Annotated in this window: 20 protein-coding genes and 1 riboswitch; of the genes, 8 read left to right on the forward strand and 12 right to left on the reverse strand. The window is 71.8% G+C overall.

The window, feature by feature from the left end:
- Positions 1–167: 167 nt before the first annotated feature.
- From G6R20_RS09060 to G6R20_RS09070, 3 genes are read right to left on the reverse strand one after another with little or no spacing between them, the layout of a single operon-like run.
- Positions 168–1979: an acyl-CoA dehydrogenase gene (locus tag G6R20_RS09060; protein WP_163376193.1), complete on the reverse strand. Its 1812-nt coding sequence runs from the start codon at positions 1977–1979 to the stop codon at positions 168–170.
- Positions 1980–2028: 49 nt separating this feature from the next.
- Positions 2029–3000: an SDR family NAD(P)-dependent oxidoreductase gene (locus tag G6R20_RS09065; protein WP_163376194.1), complete on the reverse strand. Its 972-nt coding sequence runs from the start codon at positions 2998–3000 to the stop codon at positions 2029–2031.
- Positions 3001–3009: 9 nt separating this feature from the next.
- Entirely contained in the window at positions 3010–4998 is a 1989-nt protein-coding gene (locus G6R20_RS09070) for a penicillin-binding transpeptidase domain-containing protein (RefSeq protein ID WP_240341357.1), read from the reverse strand.
- Between the two features lie 63 nt (positions 4999–5061).
- Between G6R20_RS09070 and G6R20_RS09075 the strand changes: the two genes are divergently transcribed.
- Positions 5062–5565 carry a DUF4112 domain-containing protein gene (locus G6R20_RS09075; RefSeq protein WP_119192556.1) on the forward strand — a complete coding sequence of 168 codons (504 nt, stop codon included), beginning with the start codon at positions 5062–5064 and terminating at the stop codon, positions 5563–5565.
- Between the two features lie 40 nt (positions 5566–5605).
- Here G6R20_RS09075 and G6R20_RS09080 read toward each other — a convergent pair whose 3' ends face one another.
- Both G6R20_RS09080 and G6R20_RS09085 read right to left on the reverse strand, forming a co-directional pair.
- Positions 5606–6709, reverse strand: a complete 1104-nt coding sequence (locus G6R20_RS09080) for a CNNM domain-containing protein (RefSeq protein WP_227022199.1) — start codon at positions 6707–6709, stop codon at positions 5606–5608.
- On the reverse strand, positions 6706–8067 hold the full coding sequence (locus G6R20_RS09085) for a hemolysin family protein (RefSeq protein WP_069390358.1): 1362 nt from the start codon (positions 8065–8067) through the stop codon (positions 6706–6708). The genes G6R20_RS09080 and G6R20_RS09085 overlap by 4 nt, the downstream gene beginning before the upstream one ends.
- A gap of 226 nt (positions 8068–8293) precedes the next feature.
- On the opposite strand from G6R20_RS09085, the gene G6R20_RS09090 reads away from it, so the two are divergent.
- On the forward strand, positions 8294–9769 hold the full coding sequence (locus tag G6R20_RS09090; protein WP_067719028.1) for an oligopeptide:H+ symporter: 1476 nt from the start codon (positions 8294–8296) through the stop codon (positions 9767–9769).
- Between the two features lie 149 nt (positions 9770–9918).
- On the opposite strand, the gene G6R20_RS09095 is transcribed toward G6R20_RS09090, so the two are convergent.
- Complete coding sequence (locus tag G6R20_RS09095; RefSeq protein WP_163376195.1) at positions 9919–11181, reverse strand: Ig-like domain-containing protein; 1263 nt, start codon at positions 11179–11181, stop codon at positions 9919–9921.
- A gap of 176 nt (positions 11182–11357) precedes the next feature.
- Between G6R20_RS09095 and G6R20_RS09100 the strand changes: the two genes are divergently transcribed.
- The 3 genes from G6R20_RS09100 to G6R20_RS09110 are packed head-to-tail and all read left to right on the forward strand — an operon-like array spanning position 11358 to position 13467.
- The gene (locus G6R20_RS09100; protein WP_163376196.1) at positions 11358–12020 is read left to right on the forward strand and encodes an SDR family oxidoreductase; all 663 of its coding nucleotides are present in this window, start codon (positions 11358–11360) and stop codon (positions 12018–12020) included.
- A gap of 22 nt (positions 12021–12042) precedes the next feature.
- Complete coding sequence (locus G6R20_RS09105; RefSeq protein ID WP_163376197.1) at positions 12043–12480, forward strand: hypothetical protein; 438 nt, start codon at positions 12043–12045, stop codon at positions 12478–12480.
- Positions 12481–12501: 21 nt separating this feature from the next.
- Positions 12502–13467 carry an NADPH:quinone oxidoreductase family protein gene (locus G6R20_RS09110; RefSeq protein ID WP_067719170.1) on the forward strand — a complete coding sequence of 322 codons (966 nt, stop codon included), beginning with the start codon at positions 12502–12504 and terminating at the stop codon, positions 13465–13467.
- A gap of 162 nt (positions 13468–13629) precedes the next feature.
- On the opposite strand, the gene G6R20_RS09115 is transcribed toward G6R20_RS09110, so the two are convergent.
- Entirely contained in the window at positions 13630–15474 is a 1845-nt protein-coding gene (locus G6R20_RS09115) for an acyl-CoA dehydrogenase (protein WP_163376198.1), read from the reverse strand.
- 128 nt (positions 15475–15602) lie between these two features.
- A complete protein-coding gene (locus G6R20_RS09120) occupies positions 15603–16763 on the reverse strand; it encodes a pyridoxal phosphate-dependent aminotransferase (RefSeq protein WP_067719039.1) in 1161 nt (386 codons plus the stop codon).
- Between the two features lie 90 nt (positions 16764–16853).
- On the opposite strand from G6R20_RS09120, the gene G6R20_RS09125 reads away from it, so the two are divergent.
- Both G6R20_RS09125 and G6R20_RS09130 read left to right on the forward strand, forming a co-directional pair.
- Positions 16854–17333: a Rieske (2Fe-2S) protein gene (locus G6R20_RS09125; protein WP_082924071.1), complete on the forward strand. Its 480-nt coding sequence runs from the start codon at positions 16854–16856 to the stop codon at positions 17331–17333.
- 101 nt (positions 17334–17434) lie between these two features.
- Positions 17435–17629, forward strand: a riboswitch (FMN riboswitch).
- A gap of 100 nt (positions 17630–17729) precedes the next feature.
- On the forward strand, positions 17730–18452 hold the full coding sequence (locus tag G6R20_RS09130; RefSeq protein WP_163376199.1) for a nicotinamide mononucleotide transporter family protein: 723 nt from the start codon (positions 17730–17732) through the stop codon (positions 18450–18452).
- Between the two features lie 95 nt (positions 18453–18547).
- On the opposite strand, the gene G6R20_RS09135 is transcribed toward G6R20_RS09130, so the two are convergent.
- The 3 genes from G6R20_RS09135 to G6R20_RS09145 form a co-directional block, all read right to left on the reverse strand.
- Positions 18548–19888 (reverse strand): MFS transporter, encoded by a 1341-nt coding sequence (locus G6R20_RS09135; protein ID WP_163376200.1) that lies wholly within the window; start codon positions 19886–19888, stop codon positions 18548–18550.
- Positions 19885–20496, reverse strand: a complete 612-nt coding sequence (locus tag G6R20_RS09140) for a class I SAM-dependent methyltransferase (protein ID WP_067719047.1) — start codon at positions 20494–20496, stop codon at positions 19885–19887. Before G6R20_RS09140 ends, G6R20_RS09135 begins: the two co-directional genes overlap by 4 nt.
- 72 nt (positions 20497–20568) lie before the next feature.
- Positions 20569–21255, reverse strand: coding sequence for a PIG-L deacetylase family protein (locus G6R20_RS09145; protein ID WP_163376201.1), 687 nt, complete (start codon positions 21253–21255; stop codon positions 20569–20571).
- A 114-nt stretch (positions 21256–21369) separates the two neighbouring features.
- Here G6R20_RS09145 and G6R20_RS09150 point away from each other — a divergent pair, with 114 nt between their 5' ends.
- Positions 21370–22002 (forward strand): class I SAM-dependent methyltransferase, encoded by a 633-nt coding sequence (locus tag G6R20_RS09150; RefSeq protein ID WP_067719052.1) that lies wholly within the window; start codon positions 21370–21372, stop codon positions 22000–22002.
- On the opposite strand, the gene G6R20_RS09155 is transcribed toward G6R20_RS09150, so the two are convergent.
- Positions 21977–22615, reverse strand: a complete 639-nt coding sequence (locus G6R20_RS09155) for a hypothetical protein (protein WP_067719055.1) — start codon at positions 22613–22615, stop codon at positions 21977–21979. The genes G6R20_RS09150 and G6R20_RS09155 overlap by 26 nt on opposite strands.
- Between the last annotated feature and the right edge of the window lie 38 nt (positions 22616–22653).

The raw sequence follows: 22653 nt of genomic DNA on the forward strand, positions 1-22653 counted from the left end.
GCCGCGGACGGGTGCCCTGAACTCCCGCCCATCCGGTGAGGTCGACCAGACGAGACGAGGCCCGGGCCGACGCGAGAGCGCCGGCCCGGGCTTCGTCGTGCGTCGCCGCCGAGCGGTCGGCCGAACCGGGCGCGGTCCGGCCACCAGGAGCGGGCCAGAACCAGAGGTCAGAACCAGTCGTCGCGCATGTCCAGCGTCGTGCGGTCGCCCGCGGCGAGCAGGTCGAACTTGGCGTCGACGATCGGGAGCTCGCGGCGCAGGAAGTACTCCGCGGCCCTGAGCTTGCCCGCGGCGAAGGCGTCGTCCTCGTCGTCGGTGCGCGCGCCCAGTGCCATCACCTGTTCGACCCAGATCCAGGCGATCACCACATGCCCGGCGGCCTCGAGGTACTCGGTGGCGTCGGCCAGGAAGGCCTCCGGATCCGTGGCCCCCACCTCCGCCAGCGCGGTGGTGACCTCGATGAGGCGGGTGACGCGCGGGCGCAGCAGCGCGGCCATCTCGGCCGCGGACCCGCCCGCCTCGGCAGCCCGGTCACACGCCTGGGTGATCCGCCCGGTCAGCGCGGCCAACCCGGCCCCGCCACCGGCCATCACCTTGCGTCCCAGCAGGTCCTGGCCCTGGATGCCGTGCGTGCCCTCGTGGATCGGGTTGAGACGGTTGTCGCGGTAGTGCTGCTCCACGTCGTAGTCGATGGTGTAGCCGGCCCCGCCCAGCACCTGCACCGCGAGCTCGTTGGCCTTGAGACACCACTGCGAGGGCCACGATTTGGCGATCGGGGTGAGGACGTCGAGCAGCATCTTCGCCGCCGCCGACTCCTCCGGGGATCCGGTCTTCTCGTCGTCGACCAGTCGCGCGCAGTACAGCCCCAGGGCGAGGGCGCCCTCCACGTACGATTTCTGGGCCAGCAGCATGCGGCGCACGTCCGCGTGGCCGGTGAGCATGACCTGCGGCGATGACGGGTCCGCCCCGACCTGCCGGCCCTGGGGACGGTTCCGGGCGTAGTCCAGCGACTTGAGGTACCCGGTGTAGCCGATGGCGGTCGCGCCGAGGCCCACGCCGAGCCGGGCCTCGTTCATCATGGTGAACATCTTCTTGAGGCCGGTGTTCTCCTCTCCGACGAGGTACCCGACCGCGCCCGCCTCACCGCCGGGGGTGTGCATGCCCTGGCCGAGCGTGGGCATGGTGTTGACCGTGCCGCGGAAGCCCATCTTGTGGTTGAGGCCGGTGATGACGATGTCGTTGCGCTCGCCGATCGTGCCGTCGTCGGCGACCAGGAACTTCGGCACGACGAACAGGCTGATGCCGCGGGTGCCCGCCGGCGACCCGGGAACCTTCGCCAGCACCAGGTGCACGATGTTCTCGGCCATCTGGTGCTCGCCGCCGGAGATCCACATCTTCTGCCCGAACAGCCGGTACGTGCCGTCGGGCTGCGGCTCGGCCCGGGTGGTGATGTCGGCGAGGTTCGACCCGGCCTGCGGCTCGGACAGGCACATCGTCCCCGTGAAGCGGCCCTCGATCATCGGCTTGACGTACCGCTCGATCTGCTCGTCGGAGCCGTGCTCGATGAGCAGGTTGGCGTTGCCGGTCGTGAGCAGCGGGTAGGCCGCGGTGGAGATGTTCGCGGCGTAGAACCAGGCCATGCACGCCAGGTAGGCGGTGTAGGGCAGCTGCATCCCGCCGACCCGCTCGTCCATCGCCGCACCCACGAGGTCGGCCTCGGCGAACTTCGCCAGCGCCTCGCCGATCTCGGGGATGAGCTCCACGTCCTCGCCGACCAACCGGGGCTCGGTGAGGTCGGCCTTGCGGAAGTGGGGTGCGAAGTACTTCTCGGCGAGTTCGACCGACAGGTCCACCACGGAGTCGATCGTCACGCGCGAATGCTCCGCGTACCGCTCCCGTTCGCACAGTTCGGCGACGCGGAGCCAGTCGTGGAGGAGGAAATCGAGGTCGGCGCGGGAGAGCAGGTGCGAGGGGGTCATGCCCCGCAGGGTACTAGCGGGCGGTACCAGCGGGGGCCGCCCCCGGTGCTCACGCGCCCGTTCCGCCGGCCTCGGCGCCTGCCCCGTCCGTGGCGCCCGCCCCGCCCGTGGCCCGTGTCGCCGCCGCGAACTTCTGGCCCATGCCGAGCATGGTCCTGGCGTACGCGGCGGGCAGGAACCGCTTGGCGCGGTAGGACTTGCGGGCGTCGGGGTCGGGGAGGATGAGGAACTGCTTGGCGTCCAGGCCCGTCATCACCTCCGCGGCGATCTCGTCGGCGCCCCGCTCGGAGCGGTCGATGAGCTTGCTCGCGAACCCGCTGGCGGCGGGGTCGGAGGCGTTGAGGCTCGAGGCGAGGTTGGTGCGGAAGAAGGACGGGCACAGCACCGACACGTCCACGCCGAACGGCTCGAGTTCCCACCGCAGGCTCTCGGAGATCGCCACGACCGCCGCCTTGACCGCCGTGTAGGAGGACATGGTGGGTGGGTGGACGAGTCCGGCGAGCGAGGCGGTGTTGACGAGGTGACCGCTGCCCTGTGCCTTGAGCATCGGGACGAAGGTGCGGCATCCGCGCGCCACGCCGAGCAGGTTGATGTCGACGATCTGCCGCCAGTCGTCCTCGGTGAGCATCTCGATGCGGCCGCCCTGGGCGATGCCGGCGTTGTTGACGAGCACGTCCAGTCCGCCCCAGATCTTCTCGACCTCGACGCGTGCGGCCTGCCACTCGTCCTCCGAGCGCACGTCGAGCCGGAGGTAGTGGGCGTCGGCGGGCACGGAGTCGGGGCGGTCGCCGGTGGGGGCGAGGTCGGCGACGATCACCCGGTCGCCGCGCTCGAGGAACGCCGTCGCCAGGGCCAGACCGAGGCCGGACGCACCGCCGGTCACCAGGACGCGGCGGTGGGTGTCCGCGGGGGAGGGGGACGACGACGAGAACGGCAGCCGGTCCAGGCCGGGCAGCGGCAGATTCTGCAGGGACAGATCGGGCAGGGACAATTCAGGGAGCGAGACCTTGGGCAGGCGCATGTGCCGAAACTACCGAGCGGCCAGCGGTGCCGGTTGTCCGACACCCCCGAGGAAGTCGGCGGCCATCTCCACCGCCGGGCCGGACGAGTCGGCGCCCTCGATGAGGACCGCGACCGCGATGTCCCCGGTGAAGCCCACGAACCAGCCGTGCGACGGCCCGCTGCCCACCTCGGCGGTGCCGGTCTTGCCGCCCAGTCCGGGCACGGACCTCGCGGCCGTCGCGGTGCCCGACTGCACGGTCTGCACCATGTAGCGGCGCAGGGTGTCGACCACGGCCGGGTCGAGCGGCTCCGGGGAGTCGTCGGCGACCGCGGGCATCCCGTCGATGAGCTGCGGCAGGATCATCCGGCCACCGTTCGCGAGCGACGCCGTCATCACCGCCATGCCGAACGGGCTGGCCAGCACCTCGCCCTGCCCGATCGCCGCCTCGACCCGGCCCGGGCCCCGCTCGGTGACGGGCACCTCCCCCGTGTAGGTGTTCAGCCCCGGGGTGAAGAACCCGACGCCGAGGCCCAGTGACGCGGCGGTGTCCTTCATCGCCGTGGGTTGCAGCCGGTCGCTGATCACGGCCTGAGTGGTGTTGCACGACCGGGCGAACGCCGTCTCCAGGGGGACGGGGCCCAGCTCGAAGTCGTCGTCGTTGGGGATCGTCCGGCCCGAGACGGTGACCGACGCCGGGCACGGCACGATCTCGTCCGGGCCCACGACGCCGGCGGAGAGCGCGGCGGCGGTGGTGACCACCTTGAACGTCGACCCCGGCGGGAAGCGGCCCTGCAGCGAGACGGGCCCCTGCCGGTCGGCGGCGGCGTTCTGGGCCACCGCCAGCACCCCACCCGTGGAGGGTTGGATGGCGACGATCGACGCGGCCAACCCGCTGGCGTCCACGGCCCGCTGGGCCTCGCGCTGCATCGAGATCTGGACCATCGAGACGAGGTCGTCGACCTCCCCGGCCGGGGCGCCCCCGATCTCGATCGGTTCGGCCCCGGGGTTGACGATCTGCGCCGACCAGCCGGCCTCGGACTGCAGCGCCTCCGTCCAGGCGTTCGGCAGGCCGTCGAGGGCAGGGGAGTCCAGGTCGCGGTCGGTGCGGATGAGCTGGCCCTGCTCCGGCAGGCTCACGCCCGGCACCGCGGCGAGCTGATCGCGGATCGGGTCGATGTCCGCGGGGCGCAGTGCCACGACCTGGTACGGCTGGTCGCCGGCCTCGGCCATGCCGTCGCGGATCGTCTGCCCGGTGATCGTCGGTGCGGCCCCGCTGACCAGCGATGCGACCGCGTCCGCGGAGCCGGCGGCGTCGGGTGCCAGCGTCACCGCCGTGACGGGGGTCCACTGCATGAGCGGCTCGCCGGTCCGGTCCAGGATGTCGGTGTCCCAGTCGAGTTCCTCGGCGAACGTCAGCCGACCCCCCTGTGCCAGCCGGGTGTCCAGCACCGTCGGCGCCCACTGCACCTTCCACTCGTCGCCCACCTCGGTCGTCCGCACCTCGCCGCGGGTGGTCACGCTGCGCGTCCCGGCGCCGGCAGCCTCGTCCCCGCCGGCCGGGCCGGAGCCCGCCTCGTCGTCGTCACGAGAACCGTCGGCGCCGCCCTCGTTCTCGCCGCCCTCATCGTCGGCGCCCGCGGCGCCCATGTCCCACGTGATCTCCACCGTCACCGGGTCGCGGTCGGGGCGCCCGTCGTCGCCGGTGGTGGTCGCGGAGATCGCGGGCAACCCCATCCCCTCGACGCTCGCGATGATGGTCTCCTCCGCGGCGGCCGGGTCGGTGGTCAGCGCGGCCGCGCCCGTCACGTCGCCCCGATTGAGGGCGGCCAGGAACTGGTCCACCTCGTCGGCGCCCGTGTCGCCGGTCAGCGCGGCGCACCCCGACCCCACGAGCACGACGGCGAGGGCCGCCGCCACGAGGCCTCCGGCGCGACGATCCGGGCGCCGGGTCGCGCCGGGATCGCGGTGGGGCCGCAGCGGGCGGCGACTCGGCTGAGAGGCGGGCGTGGGCATCATCTCTCCACGAAACCAGATCCCGGGCCCGGGCGCACCGGGAGCGCGGACCGTAGGCTCGGGCCCGTGAACCCCGACCGTCCCGACCCCGCCCCGGCACCCGTCGACCGCACCGGCGCCTCCCCGGTCACCACCGGTCTCGCGCGCGTGCTCGACGACCTCGTCCGCATCCCCGGCACCCGCTATCGCGTCGGTCTGGATCCGGTGATCGGGCTGGTCCCGGTGGTCGGCGACGCGGTCGGCACCGTGTTCGCGGCCGCCGTGTTCGCCGAGGCGGTGCGCAACCGGGTGCCCGTGCGGATCCTGTTCCGGATGGGCTGGAACTACCTGGTGGACGCCGTGCTCGGGCTGATCCCGTTCGTCGGTGACGTCGCCGATGCCGCCCACAAGGCCACGTCCAAGAACCTGCGGCTGGTCGACCGCACCATCGCCGACGGCAGACGCGTCGACACCGACGCGCGCGGCTACCTGCTGAGGGCGATCGGCGCGGTCGGGCTCATGCTGCTGGTCCTGCTGGGGATAGCCGGGCTGGCGCTGTTCGGCGTGGTCTGGCTCATCAGCCGGATCTGACCCGCGCCGGTCCACCTGCGCCGAGCTACCCCCCGCCTATCTACCCCGAGGTGACGGGCAGGAGGCGACGGACCACGTCGTCGAGGGTGAGGACGCCGCGGACCTCGGAGACGTGGGTGCCCGGGTGCCCGCCGGATTGTTCGACGACGACGAGGTGCGCCCGTGCGTCGCGCATCCGGCGGAACGCCTCGGCGACGGTCAGGTCGTGCTCGAGGGACAGGCTCGACCGCATGAGTTCGCGGGCGGTGGCCGGCCCCTCGACGTCGATGGCGTCCCGCGCGTGCACCACGCCGACGGCGGTGTCGTCCTCGAGGACCAGTAGCCGCAGGTGGCCGGTGCGGCGGGCGGTGTCGCGAATCTCGCCCGGGGTGGCGTCCGCGCCGACGGAGGACATCTCCTCCGGCGAGGCGGGCGTGTCGACCCCGCGCTCCCCGAGCAGGTCGCCCACGGTGAGCTCCTGCAGCTCGAGGGCGCTGAGCAGCTGGCGCTGATGGGTGTCGTCCAGGGTCCCCGCCTCACCGGAGTGCCGCACGAGCTCGCGCAGTGAATCGGCGTCCTGACCGGCGGACACCTCGTCCCTCGACTCGACACCCAGCCGGTGCAGGATGTTGTTCGCCATGGCGTTGAGGGCGACCAGGAGCGGACGGGTGAGCCAGAGGAACGCCCGCATCGGAATAGCCAGCAGGGTGGCCGAGTACTCGGGATGCGTGATCGACCACGACTTGGGGGCCATCTCGCCCACCACGAGGTGCAGGAACGTCACGATGATCAGCGCGAGGATGAACGCGATGACGTCGGCGGTCCACAACGGCAGGCCCCAGCCGGAGAAGACCGGGGTGAGCCAGTGGTGCACGGCGGGCTTGGTGATCGACCCCAGCGCCAGCGCGCACAGCGTGATCCCCAGCTGCGCACCCGCCAGCAGGAGGGTGAGTTCGGAGGCGTTGCGCAGGGCCGCACGGGCGGCCCTGCTGGTGGCGGCGGCGTCCTCGAGGCGGTGGCGCCGCGCGGAGATGAGGGAGAACTCGACGGCCACGAAGAACGCGGACGCCGCGATGAGCAGGACGGTCGCGGCCAGGACCACCCAGGGATTGCTCATGAGTCCGGACTGGGCCTCGGCGGCCATGAGGGTCGTGGTGGGGGTCATCGTGTGGCCTCCTCGACCACGATATGCAGCTCGGCGGGGACGCGACGCTCGAGACGACGGACCTCGGCCCGCAGGACGCGATCGGCGGAGACCTCCTCGAGGATGTCGGTGTCGGGCAGCGGGATGTCCACCCGGTCGCCGACGTCCGGCAGGTCACCGATCGTCTCGACGACGAGGCCGCCCAGCGTCTCGGCGTCGACCTCGGGCAGGGTGATGTCGAGCAGGCGCTCGACCTCGTCCAGGTGGGTGTCGCCCCCCAGGACCCAGCCCAACCCCTCACTGACCGGGGCGTCCCCGGCGGCCTGCGGGTCGTGCTCGTCGGCGATCTCCCCGACGATCTCCTCCGCCATGTCCTCCATCGTCACGACTCCGGCGAACCCGCCGTACTCGTCGACGACCACGGCCATCTCGGCCTTCTGTTCGCTCAGGCGCGCCGCCACCTCGGGCAACGGCAGGGAGGTGGGCACGACGATCGGGGCCCGCATGACCTCCGACACCAGGGTCAGGGAGGTGTCCCGCTCGTCGTCGCAGATCACCAGCAGGTCGTGCAGGTCGACGATGCCGATGACGTCGTCGGAGTCCTCACCGACCACGGGGTAGCGGGTGTGGCCGGTGGCCATCTTCGACAGCACGTCCGGGACCGCGTCCTCCCCGCGGACCACGTCGGTACGGGAGCGCGGGATCATCGCGTGCTCCGCCGGCTGTCCGGGGAAGTCGAGCATCCGGTCCAACAGGCGGCTGAGCTCGGGGGAGAGTTCGCCGGTCTCGCTGGACTCGTGGACGATGTGCTCGAGGTCGCGGGCGGTGGCGGAGTGCTCCTTGTCGTGCACCGGCTCGATGCCGACGGCCTTGAGCAGGGCCTCGGACGCCTTGTCGAACAGCCCGATGAGCCAGCCGAACAGCGCCAGGTAGATGGTGGTCGACCGCGCCAACCAGCGGGCGACGGGTTCGGGTTTGGCGATCGCCAGGTTCTTGGGCACGAGCTCGCCGAAGAGCATCTGCACGACGGTCGAGAACAGCAGGGCCAGGACCGTGCCCACACCGACGCCGATGGCCTGTGGAACGGAGGCCAGGCCGAGTAGTTCGCCCAGTGCCCGCCCGATGAGTGGCTCGGCCACGTAGCCGACGACGAGGGTCGTGACGGTGATGCCCAGCTGCGCACCCGACAGCATGAACGAGGTCCGCCTGGTGACCCCGAGTACGCGGTCGGCGACGGGGTCGCCCTTTTCGGCGGCAGCCCCCATCCGCGAGCGATCAACGGCCATGAAGGCGAATTCCTGCGCCACGAAGTAGCCCGTGAGCGCGGTGATGGCCAGGACGACGACGACGCCGACCAGGAGTGAGAGCGCGATGCTCATCCGGTGTCCCCCCTTCGGTGAAGGGGGCTGATAGATCGGGCCGGGGTGTCGGCTCGGCTCACTGGAGGTGCTCCTGCGCTTCTCGATTGCGCCCGGGGCAGATCGCCCGGGCTGATCGGTCCGATTCTCCCGTCTGGGGCACCGATTGTCGACTCCCACCCCTACGGGGCAGCTCGCGCGGCACCGGTTTTGTCCGGCTCGGGGAGCAGGAGTATCACTGACGTACATGACAACTCGGAATGCCGAGGTGGCTCTCGCCGATTCGGACCGCAGGTTCTTCGGCCACCCACTCGGATTGGCGAACCTGTCGGGGATCGAACTGTGGGAGCGGTTCAGTTTCTACGGCATGCAGGGTCTGCTGGCGTACTACATCTACTACGCGGTCGGCGACGGCGGACTCGGCTACTCCCAGGAGATCGCCGCCTCGATCGTCGGCGCGTACGGCGGTCTGGTGTACGCCTCCGCGATCCTGGGCGGCTGGGTCTCGGACCGCCTCCTCGGCGCCGAGAGGACGCTGTTCGGCGCGGCCGTGATGATCATGCTCGGCCACCTGTCCCTGGCGCTCGTACCCGGGGCGATCGGCCTGGGCATCGGCCTCGTGCTGGTCGGTGTCGGTGCGGGAACCCTCAAGGCCACCACCTCCACGGTGGTCGGCGACATGTACCGCCGGACCGACGACCGGCGGGACGCCGCGTTCTCGATCTACTACATGGCGGTCAACATCGGCGGTCTGACGGGCCCGCTGCTCACCGGGGTGCTGTGGGACAACTACGGCTTCCACTGGGGCTTCGGGGCGGCGGCCGCGGGTATGGCAATCGGGCTCATCCAGTACGTCGCGATGCGCGGCGCCACCCTCAAGGGCGTCGGCGCTGTCGTCCCCGACCCGCTCCCGCGGCCACAGCGCGTCCGCTACCTGGGGATCGGCGCGGTCGTGGCGGTGCTCGTCGTCGCAGCCATCGCCACCGGCCTCGTGCCGCTGGAGTCACTGGCGGACATCGTCACCGCGATCGCCGTGGTCGGCGCGATCGCGCTGTTCGCCCTCCTCATCACCAGTGCCAAGACGGAGCCGGTCGAGCGCAGCCGGGTGGTCTCGTTCATCCCGATGTTCGTAGCCTCGGTGGCGTTCTGGGCCCTGTTCCAGCAGCAGTTCACGGTGATCGCGATCTATTCCGACCAGCGACTGGACCGCAACCTGGGCGGCTGGGAGATGCCGGCGAGCTGGGTGCAGTCCATCAACCCGCTGTTCATCATCATCTTCGCCGCCGTGTTCGCGACGCTCTGGGTCAAGCTCGGGAACCGTCAGCCCTCGAGCCCGATGAAGTTCGCCCTCGCGAACCTCATCATGGGTATCGCCTACCTGGTGTTCCTGTTCTTCGTGGGCAGTGTGGCGACGCCGCTGCTGGGCATCGTCGGGATCCTGTTCCTGTTCACGATGGCCGAGCTGCTGCTCTCACCGGTCGGGCAGTCCCTGTCCACCAAGCTCGCCCCGGAGGCGTTCAAGACGCAGATGGTCGCGCTGTTCTTCCTCAGCGTCTCGATCGGCAGCGCGTTGTCCGGCGTGCTCGCGGGGTACTACGACCCGACGGACGCCGGCGCCGAGCGCAACTACTTCCTCGTGCTGGGCGTCGCCTCGATCGTCCTGGCCGGGATCATGGCCGCGTTGTCGCCGTGGATCAGGAAGAACATGATGGGCGTGCGCTGACCTCGCACCCAGGCACCACGAGACAAGAAGATCCGCTATCCGGATTCCGGATCGGCTACTCCATTCGGGGGCGCAGATCAGGAATCCGGATAGCGAATTTCGTAGGTCGCGTGGGCTACGTGGGCCGTGTGCGGGGACGTGGGGGGACGTCAGTCGGCGGAGCCGGACTGCCAGACCTCCCACGGCACCGACCAGTCACCGTTCTGCCAGACCCCGAGTTCGGGTCCGCCCGTGCCTTTGACCTCCACGACATCGCCCGTCACCGCCTGGTCGAAGTACCACTTCGCGTCGGTGGGCGACAGGTTGAGGCAGCCGTGCGAGGTGTTGGTGTTCCCCTGTGCCCACATCGACGACTCGAGCGCGTGGAGGTAGATCCCGTCGTTGGTGAGGCGCACACCGTGGTCGACGGTCACCTTGTACCCGGCGGACAACGGCAGGCCGTAGGTCGAGGAGTCCATCACCACGGAACTGGCCTTGTCGAGCACCGTGTAGTTGCCCGGCTGGGTCCAGAAGTGCATCGTCACGTCGCCGTAGGTGGCCCATCCGCCCTTGCCCATGGAGGTCGGCATGACCCTCACGGGTTTCTGGTCGTGGTAGACGGTGACGGTCTTGGTCGCGTCGTCGGCGATCGCCACGCGACGCTCGCCGATGGTGAAGTCGGCTTCCGCGCTCGCCCCGCCCCACTGCCCGCCGCCGAGGCTGCGTCCCTCGACGTCCAGCGCGACCTGCACGCGCGTGCCGGGCTCGTAATAGTCGCGGGGCCGCCAGTGCGCGGTCGAGTCGTTGAGCCAGAACCAGTTGCCCTCGACCTCGGGGGTCGTCGTGACCGTCATGTGCTTCTCGGCCTCGTCGCGATCGGCGATCGGCTGGTCGAACCTGGCCGCGACGATGATCCCGACGCCGTACTCACGGTCGGACTCGAGGGCGGCCCCGCCCGTGGTGACGAGGCTGGGCGTGACGACGGCCAGCGGATCGGCCATGGTGAACGTGCGGGTGTCGCTCCTCCTCCCGCCGGCCGCGCCCTCGTACGTGATCTCGAGGGTGTAGGTGCGCCCGTAACCGAGGGTGACGGCCGGCTGCCACTGCGCACCGTCGCGTGAGAGTTCCCCCTCGATCTCCTTGCCGGCATCGTTGGTGAGCACGGCGTCCGTGATGGTCCCGTTCTCCACCGTGGCCCGGACGCCGTCCACCACGGCGACCTCCGTGGCGCCGTCGGCCGGCATCACCTCCAGCGTCGCCGGGGCGGGCGCCTCGGAGGTCGGAGTCGTGGGCGTCGTCTCCCCGGCGGAACCGACGGGCATCGGGATCGTGCACCCGGCGGTGACCAGGAGCAGGGCGAGGAGAGCGGCGAGCAGGCCGAGGGGACCCGGCACCGCCCGAGCAGAGTGGGTTCGAGACCTGGACAGGGACATGCGGTACTCCGAAAGAACGAACGCGGGGCCGCCGGTGAGTCCCGGCTTATGTCCACATGATGCACTCCGGGTCCGACACCGGGCCAATCGCCGGACCGACGGACGCCCGGTCGTTGTGGATTCGTGATCGAACCGGGGAGTCCCCGCTGGCGAACGCGGAGGCGTACAACGGAGAGATGACTATCGACAAACCAGTGACCATCATCGGCGGCCACGGCAAGGTCGGCCTCCGCGTCGCCAGGATCCTGTCCGAGGCGGGTGCCGAGGTGTATTCGGTGATCCGCAATCCCGATCACGCCGACGACGTCCGCGCCGCGGGTGCGAACCCTGTCGTCGCGGACGTGGAGACGCTCGACGTCGATGGGCTCCGCGAGATCGTGCGCGGCAGCGGGGCGGTCGTCTGGACCGCCGGCGCCGGCGGCGGGAACCCCGACCGCACCTTCGCGGTGGACCGTGACGCCGCCATCCGCTCGATGGACGCGAGCGCCGCCGAGGAGGTGGGACGCTACGTCATGGTCTCCTACGACGGTGCGGGCCCCGACCACGGCGTCCCGGAGGACGACTCGTTCTTCCCGTACGCGGAGGCCAAGGGCGCCGCGGACGCGCACCTGCGCGACTCGGACCTGGGGTGGACGATCCTCGGGCCGGGGGCGCTGACCGACGAGCCCGGCGGCGAGACCATCGGGGTGGGCGACGACAAGCGCGAGGACCGGTCGACCAGCAGGGACGCGGTGGCCGCCGTCATCGCCGCCGTCCTGCGCCGACCGGACACCGCCGGTCGCACCATCGAATTCTCGGACGGCGACATCCCGATCGGTGAGGCGCTGACGAGGGAGTGACCGGCGGCGTTATTCTCTCCGCGTGAGGATCCTCGTGGGCGGTTCGTGGATCTCGGTGATCTGCGCGCTGCTCACGGCCCTGTGGAGTGTTCCGCAGTTCCTGTTCGAGGGCACGGTCACCCTCAGTTCCCACCCGCTGTTCGTGGTGCTGTTCCTGTTCCCGGCCCAGATCGGCGTCCCGGTGTGTCTGCTGGTGGCGCTCAACTCGCTGTTGATGGCGTTCCGTCGCCAGCTCACCACGAATCCGCGGCGGTTCCTGGCGGGCGGGCAGCTCATCACGGTCGTCCTGCTGGGCATCTGCGCAGCCCTCCTGATCTCGCCGACGACGTTCGGCCGCGAGTTCATCGTCATGGCACTGGCCTTCCAGATCGGTCAGGTGTTCGTGGCGGTGGGGCTGGCCCTGCACCTGCTCCGCCGTCGGCGGCACCAGCGTGAGGCGGAGGGCGCATGCGTTCGGTGACGGGCTGACACTATGGACCGCATGCGTGCCATCCACATCTCCAGCCATGACGGACCCGCCGCTCTCGAGGTGGTGGACGTCCCCGAGCCCGACGCGGGTGCGGTGCTGATCGACGTCCACGCCGCCGGGGTGACCTTCCCCGAGGTGCTGCAGACGCGCGGCAAGTACCAGATCTCGCCGCCGCTTCCGTTCGTCCCCGGCTCGGAGGTGGCGGGCGTGGTGCGGTCCGCCCCCGACGGCTCGGGGTTCGCCGCCGGTGACCGCGTGTGTGCGTTCCCGGGTCTGGGCGGGTTCGCCGAGGTGGTCTCGGCCGATCCCGGTCAGGTGTTCCGTCTCCCGGACAGCCTGTCGTTCACGCAGGGCGCCTCGATCCCGATGAACGTGCTCACCGTCCACTTCGCGTTGGCCCACCGCGGCCGGCTGCAGGCGGGGGAGACGGTGCTGGTCCACGGCGCGGGCGGCGGGATCGGGATCGCGGCCACCCAGTTCGCGACCGCGATGGGTGCCCGCGTCATCGCCGTGGCCTCCACGGAGGAGAAGCGGGACCTGGCGCTGAAGGCCGGGGCGAGCGACTCGATCGCGCCCGAGGGCTTCAAGGACGCCGTGAAGGACCTCACCGGTGGGAAGGGTGTCGACATTGTCGTCGACCCCGTGGGCGGTGACCGGTTCACCGACTCCATCCGGTCCCTCGGTCAGGAGGGGCGGATCCTCGTCATCGGGTTCACCGGCGGCGAGATCCCCACGGTCAAGGTCAACCGCCTGCTGCTGGGCAACAAGAGCGCCGTGGGCGTGGGCTGGGGCGAGTACTGGATGTCCAATCCCGGTTACCTGCAGAAGCAGTGGGCCGAGGTCGAGCCGCTGCTGGCCGCCGGCAAGCTCGACCCGCTGGTGGGCGCCGAGTTCCCCCTGGAGCAGGCCACGGAGGCCCTGGAGCTCATGGACGGCCGCGGCGCGGTGGGCAAGATCGTCCTCACCACCGGCCGCTGAGTCCCCCCGTCCCAGGTCCCCGTCGAGAAGAGCGTTTCGCCCACTTCTACTCGGCAGACGCGGGCGAAACGCTCTTCTCGACGAGGGAGGGGCGGGGCGGGCCGGGATCGACGACGACGAGGTGCGCTGCCGCCCCGGCGGGCCGAGCCGGAAGGCCCCGACCTAGAACGCGCCCTCGGGCATGTGCATGACGTCCACGTCGAGCGCCTCGATGGTGGCCCGCGCGGCGCCGACCTGCGGCAGGTGGGCGCGGGCGAAGAAGTTCGCCACCGTCACCTTGCCGGTGTAGAAGTCGTGGTCGTCGCCGGTCGCCTCCGGCAGCCGGTCCAGCGCCACGCCCGCCTCGCGCAGGAGCATCCATCCCACCATGAGGTCGCCGACGGCCATGAGCAGCGGGACCGCTCCGAGCCCGATGAGGTAGAGCTTCTCGGGATCCTCCTGGGCGCCCATGAGGTGCTCCGTGAGGGTGCCGACCATCGACTCGACGTCGGCCAGGGCGCCGGCCACCCCGGCGCGCGCGGTCTCGAGCTCGGCGGGACCGGCCTCGGCGGCTCCTGCCTCGTCCACGGTGCGGTGGATCTGCGCCGCGACGTGGCCCAGTGCGGTCCCGCCGTCGCGGATGATCTTGCGGAAGAAGAAATCCTGCGCCTGGATCGCGGTGGTGCCCTCGTAGAGGGAGTCGATCTTCGCGTCGCGGAGGTACTGCTCGACGGGGTGGTCCTTGAGGTACCCGGAACCGCCGAAGCACTGCAGTGACTCGGCGAGGCACTGGTAGGACCGCTCGGAGCCCACCCCCTTGACGATGGGCAGGAGCAGGTCGTTGACCGTGTGCGCGAGCTCGGGCCCGGCGCCGGAGACGACCTCGGCGGACACGATGTCCTGGTGGGCGGCGGCGTAGAGGTACACCGCGCGCAGCCCCTCGGCGTACGCCTTCTGCGTGAGCAGCGACCGGCGCACGTCCGGGTGGTGGATGACGGTGACCTTCGTGGCGTCCGGGTTGCCGGCGTCGGCCATGTCGTTGCCCTGGACCCGCTCGCGCGCGAACTCGAGAGCGTTCAGATAGCCCGTGGAGAGGGTGGAGATGGCCTTGGTGCCGACCATCATCCGGGCGGCCTCGATGGTCTTGAACATCTGCTTGATGCCCAGGTGGACGTCACCGGCCAGGAACCCCACGGCGGGTCGGCCGTGCGCGCCGAAAGCCACCTCGCAGGTCGCGGAGGCGGCCAGGCCCATCTTCTTCTCGATGCCGGTGACGTAGACGCCGTTGCGCTCGCCCGGCGCGGCGGTCTCCGGGTCCGGCATGTACTTGGGCACGAGGAAGTAGCTCAGGCCCTTGGTGCCGGGGCCGGCGCCCTCGGGTCGGGCGAGCACCTGGTGCCAGATGTTCTCGAACAGGTCGCCGGTGTCGGCGCCGGTGATGAACCGCTTGGTGCCCTCGATGTGCCAGGTGCCGTCGGGCTGCTCGATCGCCTTGGTGCGCACGGCGCCCACGTCGGAGCCGACCTCGGCCTCGGTGAGCATCATGGACGACCCGTGGTTGCGCTCGATGATCTTGGTGGCCCACGTCTTCTGCTGCTCGTTGCCGATCGAGTGCATGATCCCGGCGAACAGCGGACCGGACAGGTACATGAAGATCGACGGGTTGGCGCCCACGAGGAACTCGCTGATCGCCCAGGTGACCAGGCGCGGTGCGGCCACGCCCCCGACGGCCGGGTCCACGCCGACGAGGCCCCAGCCGGCGTCCTGCCAGGCGCGGACGGAGGCCACGTAGTCGGGGTGGAGGGTGACCTCGTGGGTCTCGGGGTCGAAGGTGGGCGGGTTGCGGTCGGCGGTGGTGAACGACGCGGCGACCGGTCCCTCGGCGAGCGCGGCGGCTTCCCGGAGCATGGTGCGGACCGTGTCGCCGTCGAGTTCGGTGGCGTCGTCGCGCTCGAGGATCTCGTCGAGACCGAACACGTCGAACAGGACGAACTCCAGGTCACGTGGGTTGCTGCGGTAGTGGGACACGCGGGGCCTTTCCGACGACGGTGGTCCGCACCGGGTGGCGCGTCACGTGCCCACCGTAGAGCACGTCGCCCCGCGGTCGGCGCGATTACGGACCGCAGTCCGAAAGATTGGTGACGGTGGCGGACCCACTACCCCCGAAGGGCTCGCAACCGTCGCCCCGCCTCGTCGAGCACCTCGGGCCGTTTGCAGAACGCGAACCGCACCAGGTGGGACCACTCCGCCGAGAAGGCGTCGGTGAACGGGGCGAACGGCACCGCCGCCACGCCGATCCGCTCCGGTAACTCCAGGCACCAGGCCGCCGCGTCGGTCACCCCGAGTGGGCGCGGGTCCGCGGTGAGGAAGTACGTGCCCTGTGCGACGACGAGGTCGAACCCGACACCCGAGAGCGTGTCCACCAACTGGTCCCGCCGAGCCTGCATGTCCTGCCGCAGCGTCGCGATCCATCTCTGCTCGTGACGCAGGGCGTGCGCGACGCCCAGTTGCAGGGGCGAGGCGACGGTGAAGCTCATGTACTGCCGCGCGGTGCGGGCCCCCGCCACGAGGTCCGCCGGCCCGGTGAGCCATCCGATCTTCCACCCGGTGCAGTTGAGCAGCTTGCCGGCGCTCGAGATGCGCAGGGTCCGCTCGGCCATCCCGGGCAGCGTCGCGATCGACACGTGCTCCACCCCGTCGTAGGTGAGGTGGGCGTACACCTCGTCGGAGATGGCGATCGCGTCGAACTCGTGGCACAGCGCGGCGATCTGTTCGAGGTCCTCGCGCGGCAGGACGGCCCCGGTGGGATTGTGGGGCGAGTTCACCAGCACGGCCCGCGTCCGCGGGGAGAACGCGTCCCGCAACGAGTCCACGTCGAGTCGGATTTCGCCGCCCGTGCGGACCATCCTCGCGGCGCGACGGGTGGCGCCGGCCATCGCCACCGTGGCTGCGTAGGAGTCGTAATACGGTTCGATCACGACCACCTCGTCGTCGTACTCCACCAGGCCCACCACCGCGGCGGCGATCGCCTCGGTCGCGCCGACCGTCACCAGCACCTCGGTGTCCGGGTCGTGCACCAGTCCGGTGTGGGCGGTCTCGTGGTCGGCGGCGGCCCGGCGCAGTTCCGGGGTGCCGATGCCCGGCGGGTACTGGTTGTGGCCCTCCCGCATGGCGCGTGCGGCCGCCTCGATCATCGACTCCGGTCCGTCCGTGTCGGGGAAGCCCTGGCCCAGGTTGATGGCGTCGAACCGCGTGGCCAGCTGCGAGACCTCGGAGAAGATCGTCGTGGCGTGGGGTCGGAGTCTGCGGACCGTCATACGGGCAGCCTAGGTGTTCGGCCCACGGTGTTCGGCCCACGGTGTTCGGCACACGCAGGACGGGTGGCGCCGACCGATACCATGGGCGGCATGACCGAGCCCCTCGCCGCCACGTCCGCCTCGACCGGTGGAGCCGCCGCCGTCGGGCCGTGCACCCAGCGCCGCGCGGTGCTGGCCGCCCTGCCCGGGATCATCCTGCTGCCGGGCATCGCCTCGGCCTGCGGCATGACCGAGCCCGCGCAGCCCCCGTCGACGGTGCAGCAGACCACCACGGTCCCCGCGACCACCATCCCCGCCGCCGAGATCCCGCCGGGCACGGCCAAGCAGTTCAGGGCCGGCGAGGCCACGGTGATCGTCGCGCAGCCCGTCGAGGGCGAGTTCGTCGCCTACTCGGCCCGCTGCACCCACCAGGGCGGGGTGGTCCAGGTGATCGAGGGCATGACGCTGCGGTGCCCGCTCCACGGCGCCGAGTACGACGCCACCGACGGCCGCAACACCCTGCCCCCGGCCCCGCGCCCGCTCGACGCGATCCCGGTGACGGAGTCCGGCGGGCAGCTCACCCTCGGCTGACGCCCGCCGCCGCCCGCGACAGCAGCCCCGCCGGCCTCCGCGCCCGCCGACCCGCCGCCGCCTCGGCTTGCGGCGCGGCCACGGTCAGGGGTAGAACGGGAACACGTTCTCAGGGCGGGGTGAAACTCCCCACCGGCGGTGATGTCACCGGCCCCATGGCCGGCGGCGAGCCCGCGAGCGCCCCGCACCCGCGGTGCGGTTGGACTCCCGGTCCGGCCACTCCACGTACGCGGGGGTCAGCAGACCCGGTGTGATCCCGGGGCCGACGGTCATAGTCCGGATGGAAGAGAACCCCGCGTCACCCGACGCGGTCCCGGTCAATGACGACCGTGGCCGGGCGGGCGTCGCGTCACAAGCCCTGGGCCGTCTGTGTAGAGCCCGTGAAAGGGGCACACGATGAGCCTTCTCGTGGAATTCCTCGACGCGCAGTTGATGATCGGTGGCGTGCCGATCCTGTGGCGCGAGATCGTCGGCAACGTCTTCGGCCTGGCGGCCGCCATCGGCGGTATGCGCCGGGTGGTGTGGGCGTGGCCGGTCGGAATCGTCGGCAATCTCACCCTTCTGACCGTCTTCCTCGGCGGCGTCTTCCACACCCCGCAGGACGTGGACCTCTACGGTCAGGCCGGCCGGCAGGTCATGTTCCTGGCGGTGGGCGTCTACGGCTGGTGGCGGTGGTCGCAGTCCAGGCGTGCGAGCGCCGCGATGCCCGGAGGCTCGGCCGCCGGCGCGGTGGCCGTCCACCCGCACTGGGCGACCGGCCGGCAGCGGGCCGGTCTCGTCATCGGGATGGTGACCGGCACCCTGGTGTTCGGCTGGATCTTCGCCCAGCTCGGCTCGTGGGGGCCGTGGGCCGACGCGTGGATCTTCACCGGGTCGATCCTCGCGACCTACGGCATGGCCCGCGGGTGGACCGAGTTCTGGCTGCTGTGGATCGGCGTCGACATCGTGGGGGTGCCGCTGCTGCTCAAGGCCGGTTACTACCCGTCGGCGGCGCTGTACCTGGTGTACGGCGCGTTCGTGATCTGGGGTTTCCTGGTGTGGTGGCGCGTGGATCTGGCCGCGCGCGCGGACGCCGCCGGTCGTACCGGGCAGCCGCGGGAGCGGCTGCCGGTCGGCTGATCCGGGCCCCGGGGATTCACCAGCGAGTGGTCGATTCCGTTCGCATATCCCCAGGTCGCCCACGGCGAGCCTGTGCATTTGTGACCACTCGGCGGTCAGACCGGGTCGGACACGCGCCGCGGCCGTACGGCCGCCACCACGACGAGCGACAGGGCGGCGAGCGTGAAGCCCAGCCCGCGGAAGTCGATCCACGCGAACACCAGGCCGGACAGCAGACCGCCGGCCGCGCCGGACAGCGCCACGGCCACATCGGCCTGCCCCTGGACGCTGGCGCGCACGGTGGTCGGGACGGACGTCGTGAGAACGGTCGTGCCGGCGACCAGCCCCAGGCTCCAGCCCAGCCCCAGCAGGATCAACGCCAGCGCGACGAGCGCCGTGGACTGCGGCGGGGCCAGGGCGGCGAGCGCTCCGGCGGCCAACAGCACCAGGCCCGCGGACACCGCCACGGCGCGGGTGCCGAACTTGTCCACGAGCAGCCCGGACAGGGGCGCGGGCAGGAACATCGCGGCGACGTGCAGCGAGATCACGACGCCCACCACGGTCACGGTGTGGTCGTGGGCACGCATGTGCACGGGGGTCATGGTCATGAGCCCGACCATGACGAACTGGGTCAGCGCCATCACCACGACACCGGTGATGACGTCGGCCGTCCAGATGCGGGTCGGTACGGGCGCCACGGCGTGCCGTTCGGAGTCGGCGGCGGCGGCCGCGGCCTCCGCAGTAGGGGAGGGGGACGACGACGACAGTGACGACGACGAGGTGAGCGTCGCCTCCGCTGCCGCGATCTCCATCCTGCGCGCCTCGAGCAGGGGATCGGGCCGCAGCAGCAGGGAGATGACCAGCGCGGCACCGCCGTACGCCGCGGCGGCGAGCAGGAACGGTCCCGCGAGCGGAGCCAGCCCCAGCGCCTCGGCGACAGCGCCGGTGGGCCCCACGAGGTTGGGCCCGGCGACGGCACCGGCGGTGGTGCCGAGCAGGACGTAGGACAGGGACCGGGCGCGGGTGGCGTCGGTGGCGAGGTCGGCCCCGGCGTAGCGGGCCTGCAGGTTGGTGGCCGTGCCGGAGCCGTAGATGACGAACGAGGCGAACAGCAGCGGCAGCGATTCGAGGGCGGTGGCCGCGACGATGCCGAGTGCGCCGAGTGCGCCGACCGCGAATCCGGCGGCCAGGCCCGGGCGGCGGCCGCGGGCCTGGGAGAGCTTGCCGACCGCGATCGCGGCGAGGGCGGAGCCACCGGTGAACAGGGCCGACGGCAGCCCGGACAGGCCGGGGCCACCGAGCAGGTCCTCGGCGAGCAGCGCGCCCACGGTGATGCCCGCGGCGAGTCCGGCCCCGGCGAGCAGCTGGGCCAGGACGAGGACGGTGAGGATCCGCCGCTGCGCCGTTGCCCGGCCCGTCTCCGGTGCGGTGTGCGTGGCGTCGCCGGCGCGGGTCACGCCCCGCCCCAGGTGCGGGCGTGCAGGAGCACGTCGACGGCGGTGGCCTTGCCGGCAGGCCGCAGGTCGTGCCGCAGCGAGACCACCTCGAGTCCCTCGGCGCCGCGGGCGAGGTCGGCGATGTCGGGGAGCACGGTGGGATCCTGCGGACCGCCCACGCCGCGGCGGAGGTTCTCGGCGGCGTGGCCGAGGTAGACCAGGTGGCCGCCGGGGCGCAGCCAGGTGCCGGCGCTGCGCAGCACGGCGGTCAGTGCGGGGAGGTCGAGGTGGAGGAATCCGACGACGACGAGGTCGACGGCCTCGGACGGGGCCCAGGTGGTGGCATCGCCGACGACCCAGTCGACGCTGCCGCTGCGTCCGTCGTCGGAGTCCTTGGCGCGAGCCTGCTCGATGGCGACCTCGGAGAAGTCGACCGCCTGCACCTGCCAGCCGTGCGCGGCGAGCCACCGCGCGTGTCGGCCGTCACCGCAGGCCAGGTCGACGGCGGTGCCCACGTCCAGCCCGGTGTCCTCGGCGGCCGTCACCTCGGCGACGATCCGGGCGGCGGGGGTCGTGCCCCACGCATCGGGCTGCGCGAGGTAGCGGGCGTTCCATGCGGAGGCGTCCACGGGCGGTGGTCCTTTCGGTGCGGTGGGCCGGTTCGCCGGCGGCTGGTTCGGTGGTTCGGTCGGGCAGGGCGGTCAGGGGCGGCGGAGCCACCGGAGGTGTTCGGTGTCCCCCTGCAGTTCCAGTCTCCTCCACAGCACGCTGCCCGGGACGGCCTGGCTGGGGTGACATTCCACCGCGGCCAGCTGCGCGGCACGGTCGACGGTCAGGGCCAGGTCGATCTCGTCGGCCGGGCGCCCGAGGAATCCCGCGTACCCCTCGCCCGCCAGCGTGGCGCAGATGGCGTCGGGGAGGACCCACGCCAGCACCCCCAGGTCGTGGCGCTCGCCCGCGCGGACGGCCGCCGCGGTGGCGGCCACGTGGTCGGGGTGGCCGCTGATGCCGGTGGAGTCGAAGGCGACCAGCCCGTCCGGCCGCACCGCCTCGATCTCCCGCTCGACCGCGTCGTCGATCGCGTCCGCACCGAGCGCCGTCAGTCCACCGTCGGGGAGGTCCAGGAGGGTGACCCCGCGGGCGCCGAGCGCGTCGGCGGCGGCCCGTAGTTCGCGCTCGCGGATCACCGACAGGTCTCCCTCGATCTCCTCTCCACGCGCCCCGTGGAGGGTCGAGGCCTCGCCCCGGGTCAGGCAGAGGACGTGGACCCGCGCGCCCGCGGCTGCGAGGGTCGAGAGGATCGCGCCGAGGCCGAAAGACTCGTCGTCGGGGTGGGCGACCACGGCCAGGACCGTGTCCCAGTCCGGTAGTCCGGTCGTCGTGCGCATCGCGGCGGACCTCCCTGTGTCGGTGGGAATCGCTCTGTCGGTAGGGATCGTTGTGTCGGTGGGAATCGCTGGACCGGCCCCAGGGCCGGCGGATACCCGGTACCGTATCTTCGCATGAATAGGTCTCGCGAACGGAAGGATGCCTCACTCTTCGCCCGCGCGTGGGTGGTGGCCAGCCCGGTGCTGGAGCGGATCGGCCTGGCGGAGTCGCGACGTCGTCTGGTCGACGGCCTGTCGGGCACGGTGGTGGAGGTCGGCGCCGGCAGCGGGGTGACCTTCGAGCATTACCCGCCGGAGGTCACCCGGGTGGTGGCGGTCGAACCGGACCCGCACCTGCGCGCGTACGCCCGCCGGCACGCGCAGCGGGCGGCGGTCGACGTCGAGGTGGTGGACACGGTGGCGGAGGCGCTCCCGCTCGCCGACGGTGAGGCCGACGCCGTGGTGTTCGGGCTCGTCCTGTGCACCGTCCCCGACGTCCCGGCCGCCCTGGCCGAGGCCCGGCGGGTGCTCGCCCCGGACGGCGAGCTGCGTCTGCTCGAGCACGTCCGGGCGGACGGTCGACTGGGTCGCGTCGCCGACCGGATCGAACCCATGTGGAGCCGACTCGGAGGCGGGTGCCACCCGAACCGCGACACCGCCCGGCACGTCGCGGAGGCGGGCTTCGACGTCTCCGGCCTGCAGGCCCGTCCGTTCCCGCCGGTGGTGCCGTTGACGCCGATGCTCAGCGGGTCCGCCCGGCGTCGGTAGCGCGGTCCCCGCTCCCGGTGGGCGGCACCGCGCAGGCGTCGGACGCGCAGGCGCCATCGGCGCAGGGGCGGGCCCGCCACCGGTAGATCACGGCGCCGGCCAGGAGGGCCAGCGACAGGGCCGCGAGCCACGGCTGCAGCGGGGCCCACACCCCGAGCGCGCCGGTGGTGCCGAGCAGGATCAGCACGATCTTGTTGCAGACGGGGCACGCCACCGCGAACCAGGCGGTCGCCACGCCCACGGTGACCAGCGCAGGGCGTTCGGACGGCTCGGCTCCGGCGGGGTGCCCGGTTGCGCTGCCGACGCCGGCCTCCCGCGCGGACCGGATGCCGAACCAGGCGGCGGTGAGCAGTACGGTGGCGGCGAGCACGGGGTACTCCCACCAGCGGACGGGGATCTCGCGGCCGAACACCGGGTTGGGCAGGATGTCGGTGGGGATGCCGATCAGCAGGAAGGTCCCGAGCGCCGCCAGGGCGGCGCGGGCGGGGGCGAACACCGCCGGGGTCGACGTGATTTCGGACGACGCGATCCCGGACGACGCGGCCTCGGAGGACGCGGTCTCGGGGGCGGGCGCGTTCCGGGGGGCGGCCGACGCGCCGGACGAGTGGTTCATGCCACCATGGTCTGCATACCGGCGGGGTATCCGCCACC

Source organism: Dietzia sp. Alg238-R159 (genome assembly GCF_900537145.1).
Taxonomy (GTDB): Bacteria; Actinomycetota; Actinomycetes; order Mycobacteriales; family Mycobacteriaceae; genus Dietzia; species Dietzia kunjamensis.

Bases quoted from the DNA above. Each gene is read 5' to 3' on its own strand.
- G6R20_RS09070 (WP_240341357.1), bottom strand. From the start codon at position 4,998: ATGATGCCCACGCCCGCCTCTCAGCCGAGTCGCCGCCCGCTGCGGCCC.
- G6R20_RS09130 (WP_163376199.1), top strand. From the start codon at position 17,730: ATGAGCCTTCTCGTGGAATTCCTCGACGCGCAGTTGATGATCGGTGGC.
- G6R20_RS09110 (WP_067719170.1), top strand. From the start codon at position 12,502: ATGCGTGCCATCCACATCTCCAGCCATGACGGACCCGCCGCTCTCGAG.
- G6R20_RS09095 (WP_163376195.1), bottom strand. From the start codon at position 11,181: ATGTCCCTGTCCAGGTCTCGAACCCACTCTGCTCGGGCGGTGCCGGGT.
- G6R20_RS09085 (WP_069390358.1), bottom strand. From the start codon at position 8,067: ATGAGCATCGCGCTCTCACTCCTGGTCGGCGTCGTCGTCGTCCTGGCC.
- G6R20_RS09145 (WP_163376201.1), bottom strand. From the start codon at position 21,255: ATGCGCACGACGACCGGACTACCGGACTGGGACACGGTCCTGGCCGTG.
- G6R20_RS09125 (WP_082924071.1), top strand. From the start codon at position 16,854: ATGACCGAGCCCCTCGCCGCCACGTCCGCCTCGACCGGTGGAGCCGCC.
- G6R20_RS09155 (WP_067719055.1), bottom strand. From the start codon at position 22,615: ATGAACCACTCGTCCGGCGCGTCGGCCGCCCCCCGGAACGCGCCCGCC.
- G6R20_RS09090 (WP_067719028.1), top strand. From the start codon at position 8,294: ATGACAACTCGGAATGCCGAGGTGGCTCTCGCCGATTCGGACCGCAGG.
- G6R20_RS09065 (WP_163376194.1), bottom strand. From the start codon at position 3,000: ATGCGCCTGCCCAAGGTCTCGCTCCCTGAATTGTCCCTGCCCGATCTG.
- G6R20_RS09100 (WP_163376196.1), top strand. From the start codon at position 11,358: ATGACTATCGACAAACCAGTGACCATCATCGGCGGCCACGGCAAGGTC.
- G6R20_RS09120 (WP_067719039.1), bottom strand. From the start codon at position 16,763: ATGACGGTCCGCAGACTCCGACCCCACGCCACGACGATCTTCTCCGAG.
- G6R20_RS09080 (WP_227022199.1), bottom strand. From the start codon at position 6,709: ATGACCCCCACCACGACCCTCATGGCCGCCGAGGCCCAGTCCGGACTC.
- G6R20_RS09060 (WP_163376193.1), bottom strand. From the start codon at position 1,979: ATGACCCCCTCGCACCTGCTCTCCCGCGCCGACCTCGATTTCCTCCTC.
- G6R20_RS09150 (WP_067719052.1), top strand. From the start codon at position 21,370: ATGAATAGGTCTCGCGAACGGAAGGATGCCTCACTCTTCGCCCGCGCG.